This is a genomic window from Bradyrhizobium tropiciagri (genome assembly GCF_001189845.1).
GTDB lineage: Bacteria > Pseudomonadota > Alphaproteobacteria > Rhizobiales > Xanthobacteraceae > Bradyrhizobium > Bradyrhizobium tropiciagri.
This window is the reverse complement of the sequence record NZ_LFLZ01000059.1, coordinates 36,182-57,643: the sequence shown is the minus strand read 5'-3', so window position 1 is coordinate 57,643 and position 21,462 is coordinate 36,182. Positions and strand designations below refer to the sequence as shown.

Below are 21,462 nucleotides of genomic sequence, written 5' to 3'. Positions count from 1 at the left end.
GTTTTGGTTGAATCGGTTTGGCGCGGTCTCGGTTCACCTCTCCCCGTTGGGGAGAGGTCGGATTGCGAAGCAATCCGGGTGAGGGCTGTTGCCCTTTCGATAGACCGTAATCCCTCACCCGATTTGCTGCGCAAATCGACCTCTCCCAAGGGAGAGGTGAACCTTCGACGCCGTTCCAGCTCAACCTAATCTCATCAGGCTTTAGGCGAAGCTGCATATTGTCTTGCGATGGCCGGGCTTAGTCCCGGCCATTTGCGTTTGTAGGGCGCTTCGTAGAGCTACGTAGGATGGGTGGAGCGAAGCGATACCCATCATCTGTCCCTGCGGCACGAAGTCGATGGGTTTCGCTGCGCTCTACCCATCCTACGAGATCGCGCTTCTAGAACTCGCTGTGCCCCTGCGGATCGACCAGGCGGTTGATCCGCTGCGCGGCGGCCATCGCAAAGCGCACCGTCATCGACTTCCGCGTCGCTGCCGGCAGGCGATGCTCCGGCGCCTCGCAGTGCAGATGCGCGCCATAGGCGTCGGCGATGATCAGGCCGGTGTCGACCGGGAAGATCTCGCACGGCAGGTCCTGCATGAAGGCGAAGAACAGCCGGTCGCAATGCATCCGGTAGTCCTGCCATTTCTGGTCGGCGCGCAGATCCTCGAGCGATGACTTGATCTCGACGATCCAGATCTCGCCGCGCTCGTTCAGCGCGACCAGATCGGCCCTTCGGCCGGACGGCAGCGACAATTCGCTGATGCAGGAAAATCCGAGCGATCTCAGAAGCCTCGCCGTGCCGCGCGCGATCGCAAGCGCAGTCTCCGACTGGCGTCGGTCGGGCGCGGGCACGAGCGCGATCTGGCGGGCGGGAGACTCCATCCAAGGAGACTAGCCGATTCCATCGAGCATGATCCGGAAAAGTGGAATCCGGTTTTCCGTCAAGATCATGCTCGCACGAATAGAGCCCAACGGCAGCGCTGGAATCGGCCGCAAATTCGCGAGGAAGGCGCCTTGATTCCGGCCTCAAGCCACCGCGAAGCCGGTGGAACCTGGGTTCCGAGGGACGAAACCACTGCAGGAGAGACCCATGCGGTCACGCATCACACTTCGCTCGTTCGTCTTCGCTCTCGCAATCCTGCCGCTAACAGCCGGACTGTCCTCCGCCATCGCCAAGCCCGTGGTCGAAGTCGCCTTCGTGCTCGATACCACCGGCTCGATGGGTGGATTGATCGAGGGCGCCAAGCGCAAGATCTGGTCGATCGCGACCGCGATCGTCGATTCCAATCCCGACGCCGACATCAGGATGGGCCTGATCGCCTATCGCGACATCGGCGACGAGTATGTCACCAGGAAGGTCGAGCTGACCCGCGATATCCAGGACCTCTACGCGAATCTGCTGGAATTGAAGGCGCGCGGCGGCGGCGACTGGCCGGAGAGCGTCAACGAGGCGCTCGACGTCGCCGTCAACAAGATGCAGTGGACGCAGGGACGCGACGGCACGCGCATCGTGTTCCTGGTCGGGGACGCCCCGCCGCACATGGACTATGCGCAGGACACCAAATACCCGGTCACGCTTGCGGTCGCCAAACAGAAGGACATCATCGTCAACGCCGTGCTCGCCGGCAACGCCGAGGATACCGCGCTTGTATGGCGCGATATCGCGCAACACGGCAATGGCGAGTTCATCGCGATCCCGCAGGATGGCGGCCAGATCGTCACCATCGAGACGCCGTACGACGAGGACATCATCATCCTGCAGCGCGAGATCAACGGCACCGTGATCCCCTACGGGCCGCGCGCGCTGCAGAAGCGCACGGAATCCAAGACCCAGCAGCTCGCCAGCGTCGCTGCGGCCTCGCCGTCGCGGGCCTCGGAGATGGCGAGCTTCATCAACAAACGCGCCAAGGTGACGTCGGAGGCGGTCACCGGCGATGGCGACCTGGTCGCCGACGTCGCGGCCGGCCGCAACGAGATCGCCAAGGTCAGGGATGAGGACCTGCCCGACAATCTCCGCGCCATGAAGCCGGAGGCACGCAGCGCCGAGATCGACAAGCAAATCACCCAGCGCAAGGCGCTGAACGAGAAGCTCGCCGCCCTCGTCGCCAAGCGCGACAAATATGTCGCCGAGCACCGCAAGAGCGCGCCGAAGGCGTCGTCGTTCGATCGTGTGGTCGAGGACACGTTGAAGGCGCAGATCAAGCGGTAGGGATTAGCCGACAGCTGCCTCTCCTTCAGCGATCAGGATACGGTCCGTCTCTTGCCTCGCGCGGCACGCTCTCTCCGTTCCCTCCCCCTTGTGGGGGAGGGTCAGGGAGGGGGGTGCCGCTTGCGCGACTGGGTGACGGTCTCAAGAACCATGCTGAGCAGGCTCGCAGATGACTTCGACGGGGCCCGCGGCCTACCCCTCTCCCCACCCTCCCCCACAAGGGGGGAGGGAGCCCGGGCGATGTGCTCACCTCACTCACTCACTTCCATCGGCGGCCCCAGGATCACACCTTCATTGGCGCGCAGGTCGAGGACGCCCTCGATCTTCTCGCCCTGGCGATCCATGAAGGTCGACAGCAGAACCTCGTTGCTGAAGCCGATCGCGCTGGAGGAGACCGACGCGGGGGCTGCGCCGAAATTCAGCGCGATCACGGCAACACCTTCGGCGGCGCGGCGCCGGAACAGCAGCACATCGCCATGCGCCGCCACAGGCTCATAGCTGCCACGGACGAGCTGCGGGAGCTTTCGCCGCAGCGCGATCAGCGCCTTGTAGAGGTTGAGGATCGACGCCCGCTCCGCCTCGAGGCTTGCGACGTTGTCGCTTGCGAAATCCTGCGCGAGCGGCAGCCACGGTGTCGCCGTCGAGAAGCCGGCATGAGGCTCGGCGCTCCATTGCATCGGCGTGCGGCAGCCGTCGCGGCCGACGCCGATACCGGGCACATTCTTCTCGAAGGGATCGCGCACCTGGCCAGGGGCGATCGCAACCTGATGCATGCCGATCTCGTCGCCGTAATAGAGCGTCGGCGTGCCGCGCAGCGTCAGCAGCAGCATGGCGGCCACGCCCGCCTGCGCCGGCCCCACCCGGCTCGCCACCCGCGGTCGGTCGTGATTGCCGAGCACCCAGTTCGGCCACGCCCCAGGCGGCAACGCCTTCTCGTAATCGGCGATGATGTGCTCGACCGAGCGTGCGCTCCACAAGGTCGACAGCAGCGCGAAATTGAACGGCATCTGCGCGCCGCGCAGATCGTTGCCGTAATAGGCGACCAGCCGGTGCAGCGGCAGATAGATCTCGCCGATCAGCACGCGGTTGTCGAACTCCTCGGTAACGCGGCGCATCTCGGTGATGACGGCGTGCACTTCGAGCTGGTCGGTCGAATATTGCGTCAGCACCTTCTCGTGCGGTGGCCGGCCCTCGCGGTAATGCGGGTTGGGCGGATTGTCACGGAATTCGGCATCCTTGATCAGGTGCCAGATCACGTCGACACGGAATCCGTCGATGCCCTTGCGCAGCCAGACGCGCATCACCTCATAGATCGCATCCCTGACCTCGCGATTGCGCCAGTTCAGATCGGGCTGCTGCGCAAGGAAGGCGTGATAATAGTACTGGCCGGAAGCTTCGTCATAGGCCCAGGCGCTGCCGCCGAATTCCGACAGCCAGTTGTTGGGCGGACCGCCATCCGGCGCCGGATCGCGCCAGATGTACCAGTCGCGCTTCGGATTATCGCGCGAGCTCTTCGCCTCGATGAACCAGGGATGCTGGTCGGATGTATGGTTCGGCACCAGATCGAGGATCAGCTTGAGACCGGAATCGTGGGCGGCTGCGACCAGCGCGTCGAAATCCTCCATCGTGCCGAACAAGGGATCGATGCCGGTGTAATCGGAGATGTCGTAACCGAAATCGGCCATTGGCGAGGTGAAGATCGGCGACAGCCAGACCGCGTCCACGCCAAGCCGCGTCAGATAAGGCAGCCGCGCGATGATGCCCCGGAGATCGCCGACGCCATCGCCGTCGCTGTCCTGAAACGAGCGCGGATAGACCTGATAGAAGATGCCGCGCCGCCACCAGTCCTGCTCGTCCTGATCCATCCCATTCCCCCTCGTTCGTCGCCCCGTGTCCCCGGGGTTGTCCGAGTTCAGGGATGACGCACAATTCGGGACAGAAAAATGGCGCTGCAGCGCGTCAGTGGCGGGCCATCGCCAGCTGATAGATGGTGATCAGCACCTCGAACAGGATCAGGAAGACGATGATCAGCTCGAGCCGCAGCGAACGGCTGGTGTCGATGATATCGGTCAGCACCTGCGATGTCTCGGCGACGACCGCGAGCTTGCGGTTCAGCGATTCCGCGCGCTCCTTCAATTCGTATTCGTCCTCGAGCCGGGCATAGAGCCGCTCGAGCTGCGGCTTGTCCCAGAGGATGTCGGGCTTCTCCGACACCTCGACCGGACCGGCCACGCGATGCCGCACCAGCAGCGCGTTGCCGATGTGCTTGAGGATCGCAACACGGCCGCCATTGACCCGGCCGCCCTTGGCGAGCTCGCGTGCAAGCGGCTCGGTGGTGTCGAACACCGCCCGGACCTCGCGCTCATGCCGCGCCAGCACCACGCTTTTCGCCAGCGCCTCACCGACCAGGATCAGCCGCTCCGGCGCCAGGCTCTGCAGATAGATCGGACCGCCCGGCGGAATCTGGTCTTCCCTCTCCGCGGCGAGCTCGATGATCGCGATCTCCTCTTCTCGTCGGGAGAACAAACCGGTCATGCGCGACTGCAGGCTGCGCAGGAATTCATCCTCCTCCAACGCATTGAGTCCGATCAGGACGACGACGCCATAGCGGAACAGGACCGCGACACCATTGTCATTGACGCGAAACGCCAGCGGCGTCGTGGCCAGCACGTCGCCGCGCTCGAGGCCGGACGTGTTGATGCGGTCCGCGACGAAGAAGGCGCGGGCGGTGGTCCGGGGTCCGCCGAGCGGTGAGTTGGGAGCCTGGGTCATGAAGTTCCGGACTGCGAGGGCTTGACGCGTAATCGAGAGCAACCGCCTACCAGTCGGCTCACGAACTTGTTTGCTGGAGGTGACCTTATCACGGTCCGTTTTGGGATCACACGCCGGGTCAGGCGCATTTCCCGTGCGTGTTGACGGCATTGTCCGGTAGCCTATGGTGCCCTCATGAACGAGACAACCGATACCAAACCGAAGGCCGGCGCGATCATCGTGCCGGTGACGCTGTTCGAACAGAACTGCACCATCATCTGGCACGAGCCCACCAAGAAGGCCGTGGTGATCGACCCCGGCGGCGACGTGGCGAAGATCCAGGCCGCGATCAAGCAGACCGGCGTGACGGTCGAAAAGATCTGGCTGACCCACGGCCATATCGACCATGTCGCGGCGCCGCCGAACTGCGCGACGCGTTGCAAGTCAAGATCGAGGGCCCGCATATCGCGGACAAGTATCTGCTCGACAACGTCGTCTCGAGCGGCGAGCGCTTCGGCATGACCGGGGTGCGCAATTTCGGCCCGGACCGCTGGCTCGACGAGGGCGATCAGGTCTCGATCGGCGATCTCACCTTCGACCTCCTGCACTGCCCCGGCCATTCGCCGGGCAGCGTGGTGTTCTTCAACAAGGAGCTGCGCTTCGCCCATGTCGGCGACGTCCTGTTCGCCGGCTCGGTCGGGCGCACCGACCTGCCCGGCGGCAGCCACCCGACCTTGATCCAGTCGATCAAGCAGAAGCTGCTGCCGCTCGGCGACGATGTCGGCTTCATCTGCGGCCATGGCGCCGGATCGAGCATCGGCCAGGAGCGGATGACGAACCCGTTCCTGACCGGCGAGATGTAGCTCCTCGTTTGCGCATGATCTTTTCGGAAAACCGCTTCGCACTTTTCCGGATCATGCTTTGACCTCACGGCTGCTTCATCAGCCCCGCGGCGGTCAGCGCCCGCGTGATGACGCGGCTGACATTGACGCTGTTGCTCCGCGGCTTGCCCTGCTGCCTGGCTTGCTTCTTACCCGGCCGGCCGCTGCTGCGAGCGGTTGCAGGCTCGGGCTTGTCCGCAGGCACCGGTATCGTCATCGAGATCGTGTCGGCGTTCTCGCGCGGCACGCCGGTCGGCGCGATCTGCGGCTGACGGACCTTGTCGGTCAGGCCGAAGAAGCTCGCGATGTGATAGGACGAGGAGATCCCGGCCTCGATCAGGAACGCACCCTCGACACCGTAACGCTCGTCATTGCCGGCAAGCCCGAGCGGCGTGCCGTGCGCCATGTCGGTGATCGAGTAGGATTCGACCAGTGTTTCGCCGTCGGCATTCCACCACACCTCACGCGGATGGCCATCGACGTCGGCTTTCGACATCGCCGCAAGCGGCAGGCCGTGCAGATCGAGCCACTGCCGGACGATCGCGTCGGCATTGCCCGGATGCACGGTGCGGTCGGCGCTGCCGTGCCACACCGAGATCCTCGGCCAATCGCCCTTGTGCGTTGAGGGCTTGCGTACGAGGTCGCCGAGCTCCGGCGCCGACAATGCGCTGCCCTGCATCATCGCGCCGAGCGCCTCACGCAGATTGCCGGCGACACCGAACGGCAGCCCGGCGATGATGGCGCCGGCCGCAAACACATCCGGATAGGTCGCGAGCATCACGGTCGCCATCGCACCGCCGGCGGAGAGACCCGTCACGAAGATCCGGCGCGGATCGATCTTGTGCGCGCCGGCGATGTGACCGACCATCTCCCTGATCGACGCGGCTTCGCCCTGGCCGCGCGCGGTGTCTTCCGGATCGAACCAGTTGAAGCAGGTGTTGGCGTTGTTGGCGGACTGCTGCTCGGGCATCAACAGCGCGAAGCCGTAATGCTTCGCCAGCGTCGACCAGCCGGCACCGAGATCGTACGACGCTGCGGTCTGGCCGCAACCATGCAGCACGACGACGAGCGCGGGCGATCGCGCCAGCTGCTCGGGCACGTATGAGAACATCTTCAGCGCACCGGGATTGGCGCCGAATTCGGTTGTCTCGACAAGCGGCGTCGGCACGGCTGGCGCAAGCGCACCGAGGCCGTTGAACGCGTTCATCTTGGGCAGATGACGCAGAAATTCGATGTTGTTGACCAGCGACAACAGCAACTCCTGAGGTGATTTGTTCTTGTGTGTCACCCGATCAGATAATTGCTGCACTGCGAAATGAAAAGGCCGTGTGCTGTCTTGCCCCGCGGAATAGTGAGATTCGGCGTTAACGCGTGATCGGAACCGGCCGAAGTGCGGATTGCTCGAAATAGTTGCCTTAGCACCTTGTTTGAGCATGAACTTTTCGAAAATGACGCGCCATCGCCTGCGAATTCATGCAGTGGCGCGGCGCATCCATGACAGAAATGCGGCTGAAATTGATATCGACAGCACAAACAATGCGCATGCCGCAAACAACGCCAGATGTGCTGATCTCGCGCTCTCGATGGCGAAGAAGACCGCGCCGATCGCGGCGACACCGGCCGCATTGCCGATCTGCGTCGTGGTGCCATACATGCCGGAGCCGGCTCCCGCGCTTGCCGGCTTCACGCTCGACAGCACCGCGCTCGACAGCGGCGCCATCACCAGGCCCTGGCCGTAGCCGAAGATCATCAGCACCAGCGCGAGCAGCAGCGCCGACGGCGCTGCGATCGCTTGAACCGTCGCGACCAGCACACCGAGACCAACGATCTGCAGCGCGCAGCCCTCGATCAACACCAGGGTGCCGCGATGCCTGGCGCGGATGCCGCTGTGCCGCGAGGCAATCACGAAGGTCAGCGCCAGCGGCACGAACACCGGTCCCGCCTGCAGCGGTGGAATCTGCAGACCCTTCTGCATGAACACGGTCATGATCAGATAGAACGACAGATTGGCGAAGAAGAAGAAAAACACCGCCACCAGCCCGCGCATGAAGGCGAGATCCGACAGCAGCGACAGATCGATCAGCGGCATGCCGCCGCGGCGCGCGACGCTGCGCTCGAGCCGCACGAAGGCCGCGATCACGGCGACACCCGCCGCCATCGTCAGCCACACCCACGCCGTCCAGCCGAGATCGTGTCCGAACAGCAGCGGGCCGATCAGGCAGAGCAGGCCCACGAACAGCACGATCGCGCCGGGAATATCGAGCCGCGTTCCGGCGCGGCGCGGCACCGTCGGCATGATCTTCAGTGCCGCCGCGATGATGACGACGCCAAACGGCACGTTGACGAAGAACACCGCGCGCCAGCCGAGGCCGGCGAGATCGAGTGTCACCAGCACGCCGCCGAGCATGAAGCCGGCGGCGCCGGCGAGGCCCAGCACGATGCCGTAGATGCCGAACGCCCGCGCACGCGCGGCGTCGGAGAACAACAGATGCAGCGTCGCCAGCACCTGCGGCACCATCAACGCCGCGGTCGCGCCCTGCGCCAGCCGTGCGACGATCAGCTCCGGTCCGGACTGCGCCAGACCGCACCACAGCGACGTCACCGAGAAGCCCGCGACGCCGGCGACGAACACGTTCCTGGTGCCGTGGATATCGCCGAGGCGGCCGCCGGTGACCACCAGCGTGGCATAGGCGATCAGATAGATCGCGATGACGGCCTCGATCTGCGCCGGCGTTGCGTGCAGCTCCGCGGCGATCGTCGGGATCGCGACGTTGACGATGAAGGCATCGACGCCGAACATGAACTGGGCAGCGACGACGATCGCCAGCACCCACCAGCGGCGGGAGGTCTCCGCGCGCGTCGCAACGATCTGGTGCATGCCTTGTCCTGCCCGAAATGACGGTACGGCCGACATCAGCAGATTCCGGTCATCGCTTCGATTACCTCGGACGTAAGCGTTGGTTCACGGGCACGTCATCCCTCGCCATGCCGCATCTGCCCGTGCTCCCCGCGCAACTTGCGTTGATGCGCTGGGAAACATTCCGGAGGGCGGCAATCGCCGCCGATTTGCGCAACAACCATGCGGGCGCCGCAACCCCGGAGCATTGCCTTGCTTTCGCCCACCCCGTAGGTTGGCGGAAAGCCCCCGATAACAATAAGTTGGAGAGAACGACCAATGGCGCGCCTCAAGTTCGGAGCCTTCCTCGCCCCGCATCACCCGATCGGCGAGCATCCGATGCTGCAATTCCGCCGCGACCTCGATTTCGTCGAGCAGCTCGACGCGCTCGGTTACGACGAATTCTGGTGCGGCGAGCACCATTCCTCGGGCTGGGAGACTATCGCCTCGCCGGAAATGTTCCTGGCCGCCGCCGGCGAGCGCACCAAGCGCATCAAGCTCGGCACCGGCGTGATCTCGCTGCCCTATCACCACCCCTTCAACGTCGCGCAGCGCATGGTGCAGCTCGACCACATGACCGGCGGCCGCGCCATCTTCGGCTCCGGCCCCGGCGCGCTCGCCTCCGATGCGCATACGCTCGGCATCGACCCGATGACCCAGCGCGACCGCCAGGACGAGGCGATCGCGGTGATCCGCCGCCTGTTCAACGGCGAGCGCGTCACCGCCAAGACCGACTGGTTCGAGATGCACGACGCCGCGCTGCAGATCCTGCCGCTGCAGGAGGACATGCCGTTCGTGGTGGCCTCGCAGATCTCGCCGTCGGGCATGACGCTCGCCGGCAAATACGGCATCGGCATCATCTCGCTGGGCTCGATGTCGACGCAAGGCCTGATGGCGCTGCCGCAGCAGTGGCAATTCGCCGAAGACGCCGCCGCGAAGGCCGGCACCACGGTGAGCCGCGCCAACTGGCGCGTGCTGCTGTCCTGGCACATCGCCGAGACCCGCGAGCAGGCGCGGCGCGAGGCCGGCGCTGGGCTGCTGCGCTGGCACAACGAATATAACGTCGGCACCTTGATGCGGCCGGGCCTGACCGCGTTCGCCTCTGCGGATGAAGCGGTCGACAAGACCGCCTTCGTCGAAGGCGCCGCGTCCACCATCGGCACACCAGATGATCTGATCAAGATGATCAAGAATCTGGTCGACGTCTCCGGCGGCGTCGGCTCAATCATCGGCTTCGCCCACGACTGGGCCAACATCGAAAACACCCGCCGCAGCTGGGACCTGGTCGCGCGCTATGTCGTGCCGGAGATCAACGGCTATATCGACGGCCTGCGCAAGTCGCGCCAGTTCCTGGTCGACAACCGCGCCGTGTTCGAGCGCGCCGGCCAGGCCGTGATGGCCAAGATCATGCAGAACGACAAGGCCGCCGCGGCGCTCCAGCAAACCGGCACAGGCCGCGTCGCCATCCCGGCCGTGAATGCGCCCGACCTTGCGAAGGAAGCCGCGAAGCAGAAGGTGTGAGTTGTGGCGTTCGCCTCGTGGGGGAACGCACATCGCGCCACATTCACAATCGTCGTCCTGGCGAAAGCCAGGACCCATAACCAGCGCATTTGATTGTGAATGGGATCGTAGCTCCAGTGTCACCCATGAATGACCCTTCGGGGTAATGGGTCCTGGCTTTCGCCAGGACGACGGTGAGGATGAGGACGCAGCTTCGCATTCTCGCGACATGATTTGCCCGACGACGGCAGCGCTGATTTGCCCGTCGGATTGATTTGTCGCAGCCTGATTTCCAAGCTCCAGAATCAGAACGGAACCGCGGACTTCTGCGTTGACGCCTTCTCTTCAAGCGGAGCGCTCTCCTCGAGCATCATCCGCCCTCGTGCCTCAACGCCTGAAACTTGATCTCGTCAACCCTCGAAAGAACAAACTCCAGCAGCGGCGAACGGTTACCTTCATTGTAGCCGATCACCAGATCGACCAGCGGCGGCGCACCCTGAATCGGACGGCAGACGATGGTTTTCGGGAGCAAGTTCTGCGCGTAGAGCGGCAGAAGGCAGATGCCCCCAGTGGAGGCGATCAGCGAAATAGCCATGGCTAGATTCTCCGCCTGGTGCGCCGCTTCTATCGCCAACCCGTGTCGCGTGAAAAAGTCATTGATCGCCGAGCGCAGCGTTGGCGCTCTCGCCGCAGATACGCCGATGTAGCTCTGTCCCACCAAATCCTTCGGACGAACGGAGGAGCGCGCCGCGAGCGGATGGTCTCGCGGCATCATGACCAGGATCGGATCATGACGGAGCAACTTGAACTGAATGCCCGCCGCGCTCCTCTCCGGGCGCATGAACGCAAGGTCGATCTTGCCCCGCATCAGTCCCGCAGCGAGGTCGGGAGAGTCCTCGCTACGGATGGTGATTTCCGTGCTCGGCAGCTTGCCACGTAAGATACCCATTACCGCCGGAAGCCAGTCCATCTCGTACCCGGTAAGAAACCCGATCGAGAAGGCCGATTTCGCCGGCTGGGCGGCGCGCCTGGCGGCTTCGCCGGCGGCCTCGACCTGCAGCAGAGCCACTCGCGCATGGTCAAGAAACACACGCCCCGATGGCGTCAGTTCGATGCCGCGCGGTCCGCGCACGAATAACTGCACGCCGAGTTCCATCTCCAGATCGTGGATCTGGCGGCTCAGTGACGGCTGCGCGGTGTGCAGGCGCTTTTGGGCCGCGACCGAAAGGCTGCCCTCTTCGGCCACGGCGACGAAATAACGGAGGTGTCGCAGCTCCATAGCCATTCCTCAAAAGTATACCTCATACCCTACGAAGTCTTTCTCAAAGAAGCCAGCCTCTCCTAAATCTCCAGTCAATGAAGCCAAAACCTCGCAGCGCCTTTGAGACCCGGCTGCGGTGGAAATTGGCGAACCAGGCCGATCGAGCATACCGGCCGCATCCGCTGGAGAGTAAAAATGAGCAACTCAGTCGTCCTGATCACAGGTGCCCTCACTGGTATCGGCCGCGCCACCGCGCTTGCCTTCGCCCGCGAAGGAGCGAGCGTCGTTGTTTCTGGCCGCCACGACGACGCCGGCCGCGCGCTGTCTGAAGAGCTCCGGTCGCTCGGCGTCGAAGCAGAATTCGTCCGCGCCGACGTCCGGCAAGAGAGCGACGTTTCGGCACTGGTCGAGCGGACGATCGAGCGGTTCAGCCGTCTCGACGTCGCGGTCAACAATGCCGGCACGGAAGGCACACCCGGACCAGTGACCGAGCAAACCGCGGAAAGCTACGCGGCGACTTTCGACACCAACGTTCTCGGTGTCCTCCTCTCGATGAAGCACGAACTCAGGATCATGCAGTCCCAGGGCTTCGGTAGCATCGTGAATATATCGTCGACCATGGGCAGCCGCGGAGCGCCGAATGCTTCGCTCTACGTCGCCAGCAAACATGCCGTTGAAGGCTTGACCAAATCCGCCGCTCTGGAAGCGGCCGCCTTTGGCGTCCGCGTCAACGCGATCGCGCCCGGTCCGATAGAGACCGCAATGCTCGACAGGTTCACGGGCTCCGCCGATCGCAAGGCCGGGATGGTTGCGGGAATTCCCATGAAGCGAGCGGGCCGCCCGGAGGAGCTCGCGGACGCCATCCTGTTCGCGGCGTCGAGCAAGGCATCGTTCATCACCGGCCAGATTATCAGCGTCAACGGCGGCAAGACCGCTGCGTGAAGACACCCCGATCACAAATCCAAACAGGAGAACAACCATGACCGACCTCATCAGCCGAACCGCCCTCGTCACAGGTGCCTCCCGAGGCATCGGCCGCGCCACCGCCCGCGCGCTCGCTCTCGCTGGCGCCCGCGTTATCGTTCACTACGGAAATTCCGCCGACGATGCGCATTCCCTGGTCGCGGAAATTCGCGAAGCCGGCGGACAGGCCGACGCCGTCGGTGCCGATCTGTCCGCATCCGATGGCGCGCAGAGGCTCGCCACCGAGGTGCGCAAACTCGTCGTCGGCCAGCTCGATATTCTTGTCGCCAATGCGGGAATTGCGGTGCCTGCGACCATCGAAGAGCAGACCGTCGAGGATTTCGACCGGATGTTCGCGGTCAACGTCCGCGCGCCGTTCTTCCTGGTGCAGCAGTTGCTCCCCTTGTTGGGCGACGGCTCCAGTATCGTGATGACATCGTCATTGGCGGCGCGGGCTGCTGTGGGCCAGTTGTCGGCCTATTCTGCCACCAAGGGTGCGATCGACACGATGGTGAAGCACTTCGCGTCGCTGCTCGGGCCCCGCGGCATCCGCGTCAATGCCGTGGCGCCGGGCATCATCGACACCGACATGTCCGAATTCGCCAGGACGGATGAGGGCCGCGATTACGCGCTCAAGATGCAGGCCTTGCAACGGATCGGTCATGCCGACGACGTCGCGGACGCGGTGACCTTTCTCGCCTCGTATTCCGCGCGCTGGGTGACCGGCGATACCATCCAGGTCGGCGGCGGCTCAAAGCTTTGAGTTCGGGAGATCTGCCATGAAACTCTACCAGTCTTCCGGTTCGCCCAATTCGCGTCGCGTCAGGATTTATTTGGCAGAGAAGGGCATAACGATGCCCTTCGTGCCGGTCGATCTCGGTGCGCGGGAACAGTTCTCGGACGCCTATGCGGCGATCAACCCGCGGCGCGTCGTGCCCGCCCTCGTTCTTGACGACGGGACGGTCATCGCGGAGGTGCCGGCGATCATCCGTTATCTCGAAGAAGTGCAGCCGAATCCGCCGTTGCTCGGAACTTCGCCCAAGGAAAAGGCAACGGTCACCATGTGGGAGCGCCGGATGGAGTTGGAGGGCTTCGCTTCGGTCATGGAGACCGTACGCAATGGGGCCGCCGGCCTGAAAGGGCGCGCGATCGCAGGTCCCCACGGCTACGACCAGATCCCCGAATTGGTCACCCGCGGTCAGCGCCGGATCGCTGACTTCTATAGCGATCTCGAGGTACGCTTGTCCGAGATGCCCTTCGTAGCGGGTGACAAGTTCAGCATCGCCGACATCACGGCAATCGTCGCAATCGACTTCGCGAGCAAGGCATTGGGACTATCCACTCCACAGGAAAACGGGGCGTCGCGCCGCTGGTACGATTCCATCGCTTCACGCCCGAGCATGACAGCTTAGGCGTCGAGCGCGATCAGATATCCTGCGATTGGTCACCGCTTCCGGAGTGAAGGTTACGCCACAAGATACCAAACAACGTGATGTCATCACCCGCGCATGCGCATGCGGGTGATCCAGTATTCCAGAGGCGTTTATGCTTGAGCCGAGAGGCCGCGGCGTACTGGATCGCCACGAGCCGGGCGATGACGAGCGTGGGTGGGGCATAGCTTCGCATTCCCGCGACATGATTTGCTCGGCAACGGAAGCGCCAATTTGTCCGTCGGGCTAATTTGTCGCAGCCTGACGTCCCGGCGGCGCTGGCTTGTGCGTGATGGCCTTCGCCTATTCGAAACGCAATGCGACAATCGGATCAAGCCGCGCGGCCCGATGCGCGGGATAGAGGCCAAACGAAATTCCGATGAAACCCGCAAATCCGCAAGCCAAGACGATGGCCCAGGGGCTGATCAGAACTGGCCAACCAGCTTTCCAAGCGATTGCGACTGCCGCGGCAGCTCCCAAGAACGCGCCCACAAGCCCTCCGACCAACGCCAGGATCGCGGCTTCGATAAGAAATTGCCATCGTATTTCGCGGCGGCGAGCTCCGACGGCAATGCGCAAACCGATTTCGCGGGTGCGTTCGGTTACCGAAACCAGCATGATGTTCATGATGCTGATGCCGCCAACGACCAGCGAGACCGCAGCCACCGCAATCAACAAACTGGCGAGCAGCCGCATTGCGGCTCCGCGCGCAAACAGAACATCCGCTGGATTCTCGATCCTGAAATCGCTGGGGGCATCCCCGCGAATGCGGTGCCGCTGTCGAAGCAGGGCCTCGACGTCGCGCTGGATCTCCGACATTGCAGTCGTGTCCGAAACCTTGATCGAGATGAAATCCAATGCTTCGCGGGTCGTGCCGCGCACGGCTCCGAGCACGCGGCTTTTCGCAGCCGACAGCGGAATGAACACCACGTCGTCCTGGCTGCGGCCGGCCGCGCCCAACCCCTTTTTGTCCAGCACGCCAATCACGGTGAAGGGGACGTTGCCAATCCGAAGCGTCTCGCCGATTCCCGAGCCCCCATTGAAGAGCTCCTCGACGATAACCGCGCCCACGATGGCAACTTTCGCGCCGGATGCAATCTCATCACTCGTAAACAATCGGCCGCCGGCAACCTGCCATTCGCGAGCCACCAGATAGTCGGGATTTATTCCGGCCACCACGGTTACCCAGTTCCTGTTTGCGGCCACGAGCGGGAGGGAACGCGACAACAGCGGAGCCGCGACCTGAACGTCCGCCAGTTCGCGGCGAATAGAAGCGGCGTCCTCTATCGTCAGCGTCGGCTGCGTTCCCGATTCAAGCCTCGCCCCTCCCGAATTCCTGGCTCCGGGCATGACGAGCAGGAGGTTGGCTCCGAGCGTGCGGATCTTCTCGGAGACTTCCGCTTGTGCGCCAGCTCCGACAGAGACCATGCAGACCACCGCTCCGACGCCAACAACGATCCCGAGCACAGTCAAGGCGCTCCGCAGCTTGTTGACCCGGAGCGCCCGAGCAGCGATTCGCAAGCTCTCCAGAGGACTCATGGCAAGGAATCCATAGCGAGGGCGGCCGGACGCAAATTGTCTGATGATGCCGAGGAGTCTTCGACGATTTGTCCATCGTGCAAGGTGATCAGTCGCCGCGCACGATTGGCAACCTCGGTGGCATGCGTAACCACGATGATCGTACGCCCATCGTGATGCAGAGCCTCGAACAGCGACAGGATCTCGTTGCCGGTTGCACTATCGAGCGATCCGGTCGGCTCGTCGGCGAGAATGAGCGCAGGATCGTTCACTGTCGCACGGGCAATGACAACCCGCTGCTGCTCTCCTCCCGAGAGTTGGTTCGGCCAATGATGGCCGCGGTCGCCCAGGCCCACGCGGTCAAGCGCATCCCTGGCCGTGCGACGACGCCTGGAGGGAGAAATGCCGGCGTAGATAAGCGGAAGCTCGACATTTTCCAGCGCGGTTGCCCGCGGCAGAAGGGCGGGCTGCTGGAATATGAATCCGATGTCGTGGCTCCTGACGGTCGCGCGTCCGTCTTCGCTCAGCATTGCGACTTCTTGACCATTGAACGTGTATGTGCCGGAATCGGGCCGATCCAATAGACCCAAAAGGTTCATCAGGGTCGACTTTCCCGAACCGGACCGGCCCCGTATTGCAACAAACTCACCGTGCTCGATTGCGAGCGACACATTCGATACTGCGCGGACGATCGTGCCGCCGGAAGGATAGCTTTTTGAAATTCCAACGGTTCGAACCAGGGGCTGCATCCTAGAATCCGATCTCAAAATCCGAGGCGCACGCCGAAATAGCCGCTTTGCTTTTGCGAGTTCGCAATCCCGATGATCACGTGCTGGTCCTCAGCGAGCGCGCCCTCCAGCAGTTCGGCGCTGTTGTCGTCGCTCGCCCCCAGTCTCACTGCAACGGGTTGCGGTCGCCCACCGTCACCGACCAGCCATACCGTCGCAGAAGGTTGGGACGAGGCGGCCTTGTCCGCACTCTGGTGACCCGTCGAAGCACCGGCATCGTTCGGCCGGAAGCGCAGCGCCTGGTTAGGAATTTTGAGGATCCCGCGCGTATCGCTCACCACAATCCGAAGCTGGGCAGTCATTCCCGGCAGCAGCAAAAGGTCCGGATTTGGCGCGGAAACGATTGTCGTATAGGTGACGACGTTCTGTACGACTTCGGGGGACTTGCGGATCTGGAGAATTTGCCCGCTGAAGGTCCGGTCAGGATAAGCGTCCACCGTGAACTGGACCGTCTGGCCCACTTTCAATTGCCCGACATCGGCCTCGTCGATCTTGCCATGGACTTCCATCTCACGCAGATCGTCCGCAATCTTGAACAACGTCTTGGCTTCGAGACTGACGGCGACCGTTTGTCCCGGATTGACATCCCGCTTGATGATGATTCCGTTGATCGGCGCACGGAGCACGGTCCGACCGAGATCGACTTCGGCCTGATCGACGGCCGCCTGCCGCTGCTCGATAACCGCCTGTGCATTCTCGAGATTGGCCTCGGCCATTTGGCTTTCCGCCTCTGCAATCGCAATGGCCTCAGCTTTCATCTGGATTTGCTCGAGGGAGGCGCGCAGGTCGGCAGCTCCCGCATCGCGCAGCGAGCGCGCCTGGCTCAAGTCTCTCTCGGTACCGCTTCCACTGCGTGCCAATGCGAGCTTTCGCTGGAATTCCCTCTCCGCTTCTTCTTGTCTGACCTTGCTCGCAGTCGATTGATCTTCCGCCAGCTTTTCGGCAGTCCGCGCATTCGTCACTGCGACCTTCGCTCGTTCCAGCGCTGCCTTTTCCACTTGAGCGGTGGCGCTCGCCACTCTCAGGGCGGCTCTTGCTTCCTTGACGCGGGCCGCAAAAATCTCCTGATCTATTCGCGCGATCGGCTGCCCCGCCGTTACGCTGTCGTTGAAATTGACGAACACCTCGGCAATCTGTCCCGACAATTGCGAGCTGACATCAACGTTTACGACCGCCTCAACGGTGCCGCTGGCCTTGACCAGGGTAGAGATGCTGCCCCGTTCAACCGGGGCCGTGAGGAAGGTCGGGGCCGAGCTATCTTGACCATAGGTATAGCCCAGCCCGACCATCAAGGCGCACAACAGAAATGCCACGCCGACGAAACGCATGTGGCTGTTATCCTGCTTCAACGCATTGCCGGCTCGTCCGAGGCATTAGTGCTTTCGGCCACAACAGGCAAATCAGGCCCTGCACTCTTCAGGGCTAGGGAGCTTGGTGCGAGCAAGCGACGTCATATTGGGAAACGGCAGCCGTCGAATTTGCGTGCTCTGCCGATGCCGTGCCCGGATTTCCCGCATAGACGTTGCCTGCTTGCCCACTTGGATTGAACGGTGATCCGGGCGCTGCCATAGCATTCCCCGGCGTGTTAATACCTGCACCGCTGGTGGTACAGCTAAAGCCGTGATTGGAGCCATGCTGGCCTGTCGTGGGATTTTGAGCAGGCTTGACGGGAGGACCCGCGCCAAACACCACGCCCGCGGACGGAAGCAGCAGGCAGGCGCCGATAGCGAGAGAGACTAACACGTGCTTCATCTCTGCACTCCTTTGAAGACGATTTTGCGCATTGCAGTTGCTTGCTGAATTGCGAAGCGCCAGCATCGGCCGACGCTCCATGGGTGCGCATTGACCATCCCCTTGCCATTGGTGGTTTGGTCGCCGCGAGCAGAGAACGCCGAGCAGCGCGGAATGTCCCAAGCCATCTCCGTTTTTTTTAGCGCAGCTCTCCCATGCCACGACAGCGAAGCTGACTCATTTTTCAGAAACTAACTTGCAAGTCATTTTTGGAAGTCGTTTTCGATTTGGCGTCGAAGGAATGTCACCTCGGCGCGGGATCGGTACGTGACCTTCACCGAAGGTGATGGCGGCCGATCCAAAGCCGGCATGCATCCTCATCGAGCCAGCCGACGTCACGGTTCTTGGCTGAGGTGGACTTCGATGCGTAAAGGCTACGCCACCGCTCCGATCCCGACGACGTCGATGCCGTCGACGCGGCCGCGGATCGGGAGCGTGCCGAGATCGCTCACCGGAAATGGCGGCGGTGCGGCGAAGCGCGCCATCGCGGCGCGCGAGGCGAGGAAGCCGCCATCGACCTTGCGGCTCAGCTCCTCCAGCCGCGCCGCGGTGTTCATGACATCGCCGTTGAACACGATCGCGCGCTTGACGTCGCCGATCTCGCCCACGATCACTGGGCCGAAATGCAGGCTGCCGCGAATCTGCGGCACTGCGCCGAATTCGCGCTCGAACTGCGGCGCGGCCTTCTGCAGCGCGAGGCGCATCGCCACGAAGCAGCGCAGCGGCCGGCAATCGACCGCGCCGCTCTGTTCGGCCCAGGTCACGATGATCTCGTCGCCGACATAGTTGAGCACCTCGCCGCGATAATCGACCACCGACCGCGTCAGCAAGCGGAAGGTGCGGTCGAGAAAACGATGAATGCCGATGCCGCCGAGACGCTCGGCGAGCCCGGTCGATCCGGCGATATCGACGAACAGCACGAAGCGGTCTTCCTCGACCGGCGCGTGGTAGCGCCCGGTGACGAAGTTCATCAGCGCGCGCGAGCCGATCAGATTGGCGATGCCGAATCCCAGATTGACCAGCACCGAGACGATCGCGGAGCGCGCGAAGCTCGACCAGAAATCCTGCAGCGAATCCTGCGGCGCCACCCCTGCGATGCGTTCGCCCGGCTGCAGCAGCTGGATGCCGATGATGATGGCCGCGTAGATGGCGCTGCGCACGGCCAGATTGGAGAGGAAGGACAGGCGTTTGAGCCAATCCCAATCTTCAAGGACGAACAGCTCGATCGAGCCGATCACGCCAGCAAGCAGGAATCCGTAGGTGATGCCGACAGTCAACTGGGCAACCCCGCCGCCGAAGACGCTCAGCGTGATCGCGACACCGGAGAGGATTCCGGCGACAAGGACGGCGGCAAGACGTTGCAGCTTCCGCTCGAGCCTGGCGTTCATGCTTTCTGCCCCGGCGACTGTCCCAGCTACGCCCCCTGATCGAACGCCTTGCGCAGCGACACATAGCCCGCCTGCTGCTGGCTCCAGTTGCGGCCGCCGGTGATGGCGCCGTCGACGACGAGGTCATGACCGTTGATGAAGCTCGATTCGTCGCTCGCCAGGAACACCGCGGCATGCGCGATGTCGTCGGGCAGGCCGGCGCGCGGGATCGGCTGCGCCGCCTTGTAGACCTCCCGCATCACGGAAGCGGTTTTCTCGGCCGCGTCGGTCGACAACCCGAGCGCCTTGCCGAAAATGCCTGTGGCGATTGCACCGGGCGAGATCGAGTTGACGCGGATGCCGGACTCGCCGAGCTCCATCGCCACGCATTTGGTGAAATGAATCACCGCGGCCTTCGCCGCACCATAGACCATCGACGAGGAGAAGCCGGCGAGCCGTCCGGCGATGCTTCCATTGTTGATGATGCTGCCGGAGCCCTGCTTGCGCATGTACGGCGCCGCATGCTTCATGCCGAGCATCACGCTGCGCACCAGGGTTGCCATCGCGGCGTCGAACCGCTCGACGTCGAGGCCCTCGATGCCACCGGTCTGCGCCGGACCGCCGGCGTTGTTGAACAGGCAGTCGATCCGGCCGAACTTCTCCACCGCAAGCGCGATCAGCGCCTGCATCTGGTCCTCGACCGTGACGTCGGTCTGCCGAAACACGCAAGCCTCGCCGAGCTGTTGCGCCAGCGCCTCGCCCTCCGGCGCGCGGCGTCCGGCGATCACGATCCGCGCGCCCTCGGCGACAAAGACCTCCGCCGTGCGCAACCCGATGCCGCTGGTCGCCCCGGTGATCACCGCGACCTTGCCATCCAGCCGTCCCATGCCGGTCCCCCAATTAACGTTTGATGTTGCAGATATTCCCCAGCTGCTTCCACCAAGCAAGCGGAGGCGCGGTTAACGGTGGTCAAGGTCCACCTGTGGCCAGAAGGCCACAACTGCGGTTTTTCGGTCGCAGCGGCCTTATTTTGGGTCGCCTGTTCACGTGAACTGGAACGACCGATGGCGAAATGGATCGACGAATTCAGGGCGGGTTGGCGGGGCGATTCCCAGCCTTCGATGCTGCTTGCGGCGAGCTTTGCGGTACTCTGTCTCGTTTTGGCCACGGCCGCGCGCTTCGGGCTCGCCCAGATCAGGCCGGATGTGTTCTTCACGCCCTATTTCCCGGCGGTGTTCTTCGCGACCGCCCTTGGCGGCTTCCGGATCGGGATCGCGACCGCGCTGGCGAGCGGCCTGCTCGGCGTCATCATCAATTTCAGCAGCGGGCACGCCGATCCGGCGCGCTTTGCACTGCTGATGATCTTCTGGGCGGTGTGCGGCATCGCGATCTGGGGCGTGGAGCACTACCGTTCCCTGGTCGCCCAGCAGCGCGAGGTATCCAAGCGGCTGATCGAGGAGGAGCAATACCGCAAGATCGTGGTCGACGAATTGCAGCACAGGCTGAAGAACAAATCCTCGACCATTCATGCCGTGCTGCATCAGGCGCTGCAGGACCGGCCCGATGTCTGGCAGCGCATCGACCATCGCATCCGCGCGCTCTCGGCGACCGACGATCTGATCGCGCGGGTCGACGGCTATGGCTGCGATATCAAGGATTTGCTGCGCTCGGAGCTCGGCCCCTACGGCCACGTGCGGTTCAATCTCAACGGCGAGCAATTGTTCCTGCCTGCCAAGCTCGCCGTCTCGCTGGCGCTGATCTTCCACGAGCTCGCAACCAACGCAGGAAAGTACGGCGCCTTCTCCTCGCCGCGCGGGTTTCTGCAGGTGTCGTGGACAGTGGACGATGGACGTCTCAACGTGATCTGGGACGAAACCGAGGGACCGGTGGTCGAGGTGCTCGGCGAACCCGGCTTCGGCACTAAGCTGCTGAAGTCGGCGCTGCGGCCGTTCGACGGCAAGACCGAGATCAGTTACCTGAAGACCGGCGTTCACTGCACCATGCAGTGCAAGCTTCCCAACTGTTGATAAGTACGCTTTCCGGCACAGGCGCATTTTCCGGTGCAACCGTGCGCGCCGCAATCGCTTTCACCAGCGACTGAGCCCGACATTGATACTCTGTTAA

17 protein-coding genes and 1 pseudogene are annotated in these 21,462 nt (G+C 63.3%); 7 read left to right on the top strand and 11 right to left on the bottom strand.

From position 1 onward, the window contains the following. Positions 1-379 precede the first annotated feature (379 nt). On the bottom strand, positions 380-865 hold the full coding sequence (locus tag AKN84_RS33450) for an MmcB family DNA repair protein (RefSeq protein WP_050424727.1): 486 nt from the start codon (positions 863-865) through the stop codon (positions 380-382). Between the two features lie 208 nt (positions 866-1,073). On the opposite strand from AKN84_RS33450, the gene AKN84_RS33445 reads away from it, so the two are divergent. Beyond that, a complete protein-coding gene (locus AKN84_RS33445; protein ID WP_050424726.1) occupies positions 1,074-2,192 on the top strand; it encodes a vWA domain-containing protein in 1,119 nt (372 codons plus the stop codon). Positions 2,193-2,443: 251 nt separating this feature from the next. Here AKN84_RS33445 and AKN84_RS33440 read toward each other — a convergent pair whose 3' ends face one another. Continuing rightward, positions 2,444-4,057 carry an alpha-amylase family glycosyl hydrolase gene (locus AKN84_RS33440; protein WP_050424725.1) on the bottom strand — a complete coding sequence of 538 codons (1,614 nt, stop codon included), beginning with the start codon at positions 4,055-4,057 and terminating at the stop codon, positions 2,444-2,446. Positions 4,058-4,151: 94 nt separating this feature from the next. Next, the gene (locus AKN84_RS33435; protein ID WP_050424724.1) at positions 4,152-4,964 is read right to left on the bottom strand and encodes an RMD1 family protein; all 813 of its coding nucleotides are present in this window, start codon (positions 4,962-4,964) and stop codon (positions 4,152-4,154) included. Positions 4,965-5,138: 174 nt separating this feature from the next. On the opposite strand from AKN84_RS33435, the pseudogene AKN84_RS33430 reads away from it, so the two are divergent. Beyond that, positions 5,139-5,806 (top strand): annotated as a pseudogene (locus AKN84_RS33430) (MBL fold metallo-hydrolase). 64 nt (positions 5,807-5,870) lie between these two features. Here AKN84_RS33430 and AKN84_RS33425 read toward each other — a convergent pair. Then, positions 5,871-7,076: an extracellular catalytic domain type 1 short-chain-length polyhydroxyalkanoate depolymerase gene (locus tag AKN84_RS33425; protein ID WP_050424730.1), complete on the bottom strand. Its 1,206-nt coding sequence runs from the start codon at positions 7,074-7,076 to the stop codon at positions 5,871-5,873. A 219-nt stretch (positions 7,077-7,295) separates the two neighbouring features. Continuing rightward, positions 7,296-8,702 (bottom strand): MFS transporter, encoded by a 1,407-nt coding sequence (locus AKN84_RS33420; protein WP_050424723.1) that lies wholly within the window; start codon positions 8,700-8,702, stop codon positions 7,296-7,298. Between the two features lie 297 nt (positions 8,703-8,999). Here AKN84_RS33420 and AKN84_RS33415 point away from each other — a divergent pair, with 297 nt between their 5' ends. Next, positions 9,000-10,241: an LLM class flavin-dependent oxidoreductase gene (locus AKN84_RS33415; RefSeq protein WP_050424722.1), complete on the top strand. Its 1,242-nt coding sequence runs from the start codon at positions 9,000-9,002 to the stop codon at positions 10,239-10,241. A gap of 349 nt (positions 10,242-10,590) precedes the next feature. Here the strand turns inward: AKN84_RS33415 and AKN84_RS33410 are convergent, their stop codons facing one another. Next, positions 10,591-11,499: a LysR family transcriptional regulator gene (locus tag AKN84_RS33410; protein WP_050424721.1), complete on the bottom strand. Its 909-nt coding sequence runs from the start codon at positions 11,497-11,499 to the stop codon at positions 10,591-10,593. A 177-nt stretch (positions 11,500-11,676) separates the two neighbouring features. Between AKN84_RS33410 and AKN84_RS33405 the strand changes: the two genes are divergently transcribed. Genes AKN84_RS33405 through AKN84_RS33395 form a run of 3 tightly spaced genes read left to right on the top strand, consistent with a single transcriptional unit; the run spans position 11,677 to position 13,856 of the window. Continuing rightward, on the top strand, positions 11,677-12,423 hold the full coding sequence (locus AKN84_RS33405; protein ID WP_050424720.1) for an SDR family NAD(P)-dependent oxidoreductase: 747 nt from the start codon (positions 11,677-11,679) through the stop codon (positions 12,421-12,423). Between the two features lie 37 nt (positions 12,424-12,460). Further along, complete coding sequence (locus AKN84_RS33400) at positions 12,461-13,207, top strand: SDR family oxidoreductase (protein WP_050424719.1); 747 nt, start codon at positions 12,461-12,463, stop codon at positions 13,205-13,207. Between the two features lie 16 nt (positions 13,208-13,223). Further along, positions 13,224-13,856, top strand: a complete 633-nt coding sequence (locus tag AKN84_RS33395) for a glutathione S-transferase family protein (RefSeq protein ID WP_050424718.1) — start codon at positions 13,224-13,226, stop codon at positions 13,854-13,856. Between the two features lie 321 nt (positions 13,857-14,177). Here the strand turns inward: AKN84_RS33395 and AKN84_RS33390 are convergent, their stop codons facing one another. The 5 genes from AKN84_RS33390 to AKN84_RS33370 all read right to left on the bottom strand — a co-directional run bounded on the left by AKN84_RS33390 (position 14,178) and on the right by AKN84_RS33370 (position 20,225). Next, positions 14,178-15,413, bottom strand: coding sequence for an ABC transporter permease (locus AKN84_RS33390; RefSeq protein ID WP_050424717.1), 1,236 nt, complete (start codon positions 15,411-15,413; stop codon positions 14,178-14,180). Next, on the bottom strand, positions 15,410-16,141 hold the full coding sequence (locus tag AKN84_RS33385; protein WP_050424716.1) for an ABC transporter ATP-binding protein: 732 nt from the start codon (positions 16,139-16,141) through the stop codon (positions 15,410-15,412). The genes AKN84_RS33390 and AKN84_RS33385 overlap by 4 nt, the downstream gene beginning before the upstream one ends. 14 nt (positions 16,142-16,155) lie before the next feature. Further along, the gene (locus AKN84_RS33380; RefSeq protein WP_128971380.1) at positions 16,156-17,508 is read right to left on the bottom strand and encodes an efflux RND transporter periplasmic adaptor subunit; all 1,353 of its coding nucleotides are present in this window, start codon (positions 17,506-17,508) and stop codon (positions 16,156-16,158) included. 837 nt (positions 17,509-18,345) lie between these two features. Then, positions 18,346-19,359: an adenylate/guanylate cyclase domain-containing protein gene (locus AKN84_RS33375; RefSeq protein WP_050424714.1), complete on the bottom strand. Its 1,014-nt coding sequence runs from the start codon at positions 19,357-19,359 to the stop codon at positions 18,346-18,348. Positions 19,360-19,385: 26 nt separating this feature from the next. Continuing rightward, complete coding sequence (locus AKN84_RS33370) at positions 19,386-20,225, bottom strand: SDR family NAD(P)-dependent oxidoreductase (RefSeq protein WP_050424713.1); 840 nt, start codon at positions 20,223-20,225, stop codon at positions 19,386-19,388. Between the two features lie 177 nt (positions 20,226-20,402). Here AKN84_RS33370 and AKN84_RS33365 point away from each other — a divergent pair, with 177 nt between their 5' ends. Then, positions 20,403-21,365: a sensor histidine kinase gene (locus AKN84_RS33365; RefSeq protein WP_050424712.1), complete on the top strand. Its 963-nt coding sequence runs from the start codon at positions 20,403-20,405 to the stop codon at positions 21,363-21,365. Positions 21,366-21,462 lie beyond the last annotated feature (97 nt).

Bases quoted from the DNA above. Each gene is read 5' to 3' on its own strand.
- AKN84_RS33450 (WP_050424727.1), bottom strand. From the start codon at position 865: ATGGAGTCTCCCGCCCGCCAGATCGCGCTCGTGCCCGCGCCCGACCGA.
- AKN84_RS33445 (WP_050424726.1), top strand. From the start codon at position 1,074: ATGCGGTCACGCATCACACTTCGCTCGTTCGTCTTCGCTCTCGCAATC.
- AKN84_RS33440 (WP_050424725.1), bottom strand. From the start codon at position 4,057: ATGGATCAGGACGAGCAGGACTGGTGGCGGCGCGGCATCTTCTATCAG.
- AKN84_RS33435 (WP_050424724.1), bottom strand. From the start codon at position 4,964: ATGACCCAGGCTCCCAACTCACCGCTCGGCGGACCCCGGACCACCGCC.
- AKN84_RS33420 (WP_050424723.1), bottom strand. From the start codon at position 8,702: ATGCACCAGATCGTTGCGACGCGCGCGGAGACCTCCCGCCGCTGGTGG.
- AKN84_RS33415 (WP_050424722.1), top strand. From the start codon at position 9,000: ATGGCGCGCCTCAAGTTCGGAGCCTTCCTCGCCCCGCATCACCCGATC.
- AKN84_RS33410 (WP_050424721.1), bottom strand. From the start codon at position 11,499: ATGGAGCTGCGACACCTCCGTTATTTCGTCGCCGTGGCCGAAGAGGGC.
- AKN84_RS33405 (WP_050424720.1), top strand. From the start codon at position 11,677: ATGAGCAACTCAGTCGTCCTGATCACAGGTGCCCTCACTGGTATCGGC.
- AKN84_RS33400 (WP_050424719.1), top strand. From the start codon at position 12,461: ATGACCGACCTCATCAGCCGAACCGCCCTCGTCACAGGTGCCTCCCGA.
- AKN84_RS33395 (WP_050424718.1), top strand. From the start codon at position 13,224: ATGAAACTCTACCAGTCTTCCGGTTCGCCCAATTCGCGTCGCGTCAGG.
- AKN84_RS33390 (WP_050424717.1), bottom strand. From the start codon at position 15,413: ATGAGTCCTCTGGAGAGCTTGCGAATCGCTGCTCGGGCGCTCCGGGTC.
- AKN84_RS33385 (WP_050424716.1), bottom strand. From the start codon at position 16,141: ATGCAGCCCCTGGTTCGAACCGTTGGAATTTCAAAAAGCTATCCTTCC.
- AKN84_RS33380 (WP_128971380.1), bottom strand. From the start codon at position 17,508: ATGCGTTTCGTCGGCGTGGCATTTCTGTTGTGCGCCTTGATGGTCGGG.
- AKN84_RS33375 (WP_050424714.1), bottom strand. From the start codon at position 19,359: ATGAACGCCAGGCTCGAGCGGAAGCTGCAACGTCTTGCCGCCGTCCTT.
- AKN84_RS33370 (WP_050424713.1), bottom strand. From the start codon at position 20,225: ATGGGACGGCTGGATGGCAAGGTCGCGGTGATCACCGGGGCGACCAGC.
- AKN84_RS33365 (WP_050424712.1), top strand. From the start codon at position 20,403: ATGGCGAAATGGATCGACGAATTCAGGGCGGGTTGGCGGGGCGATTCC.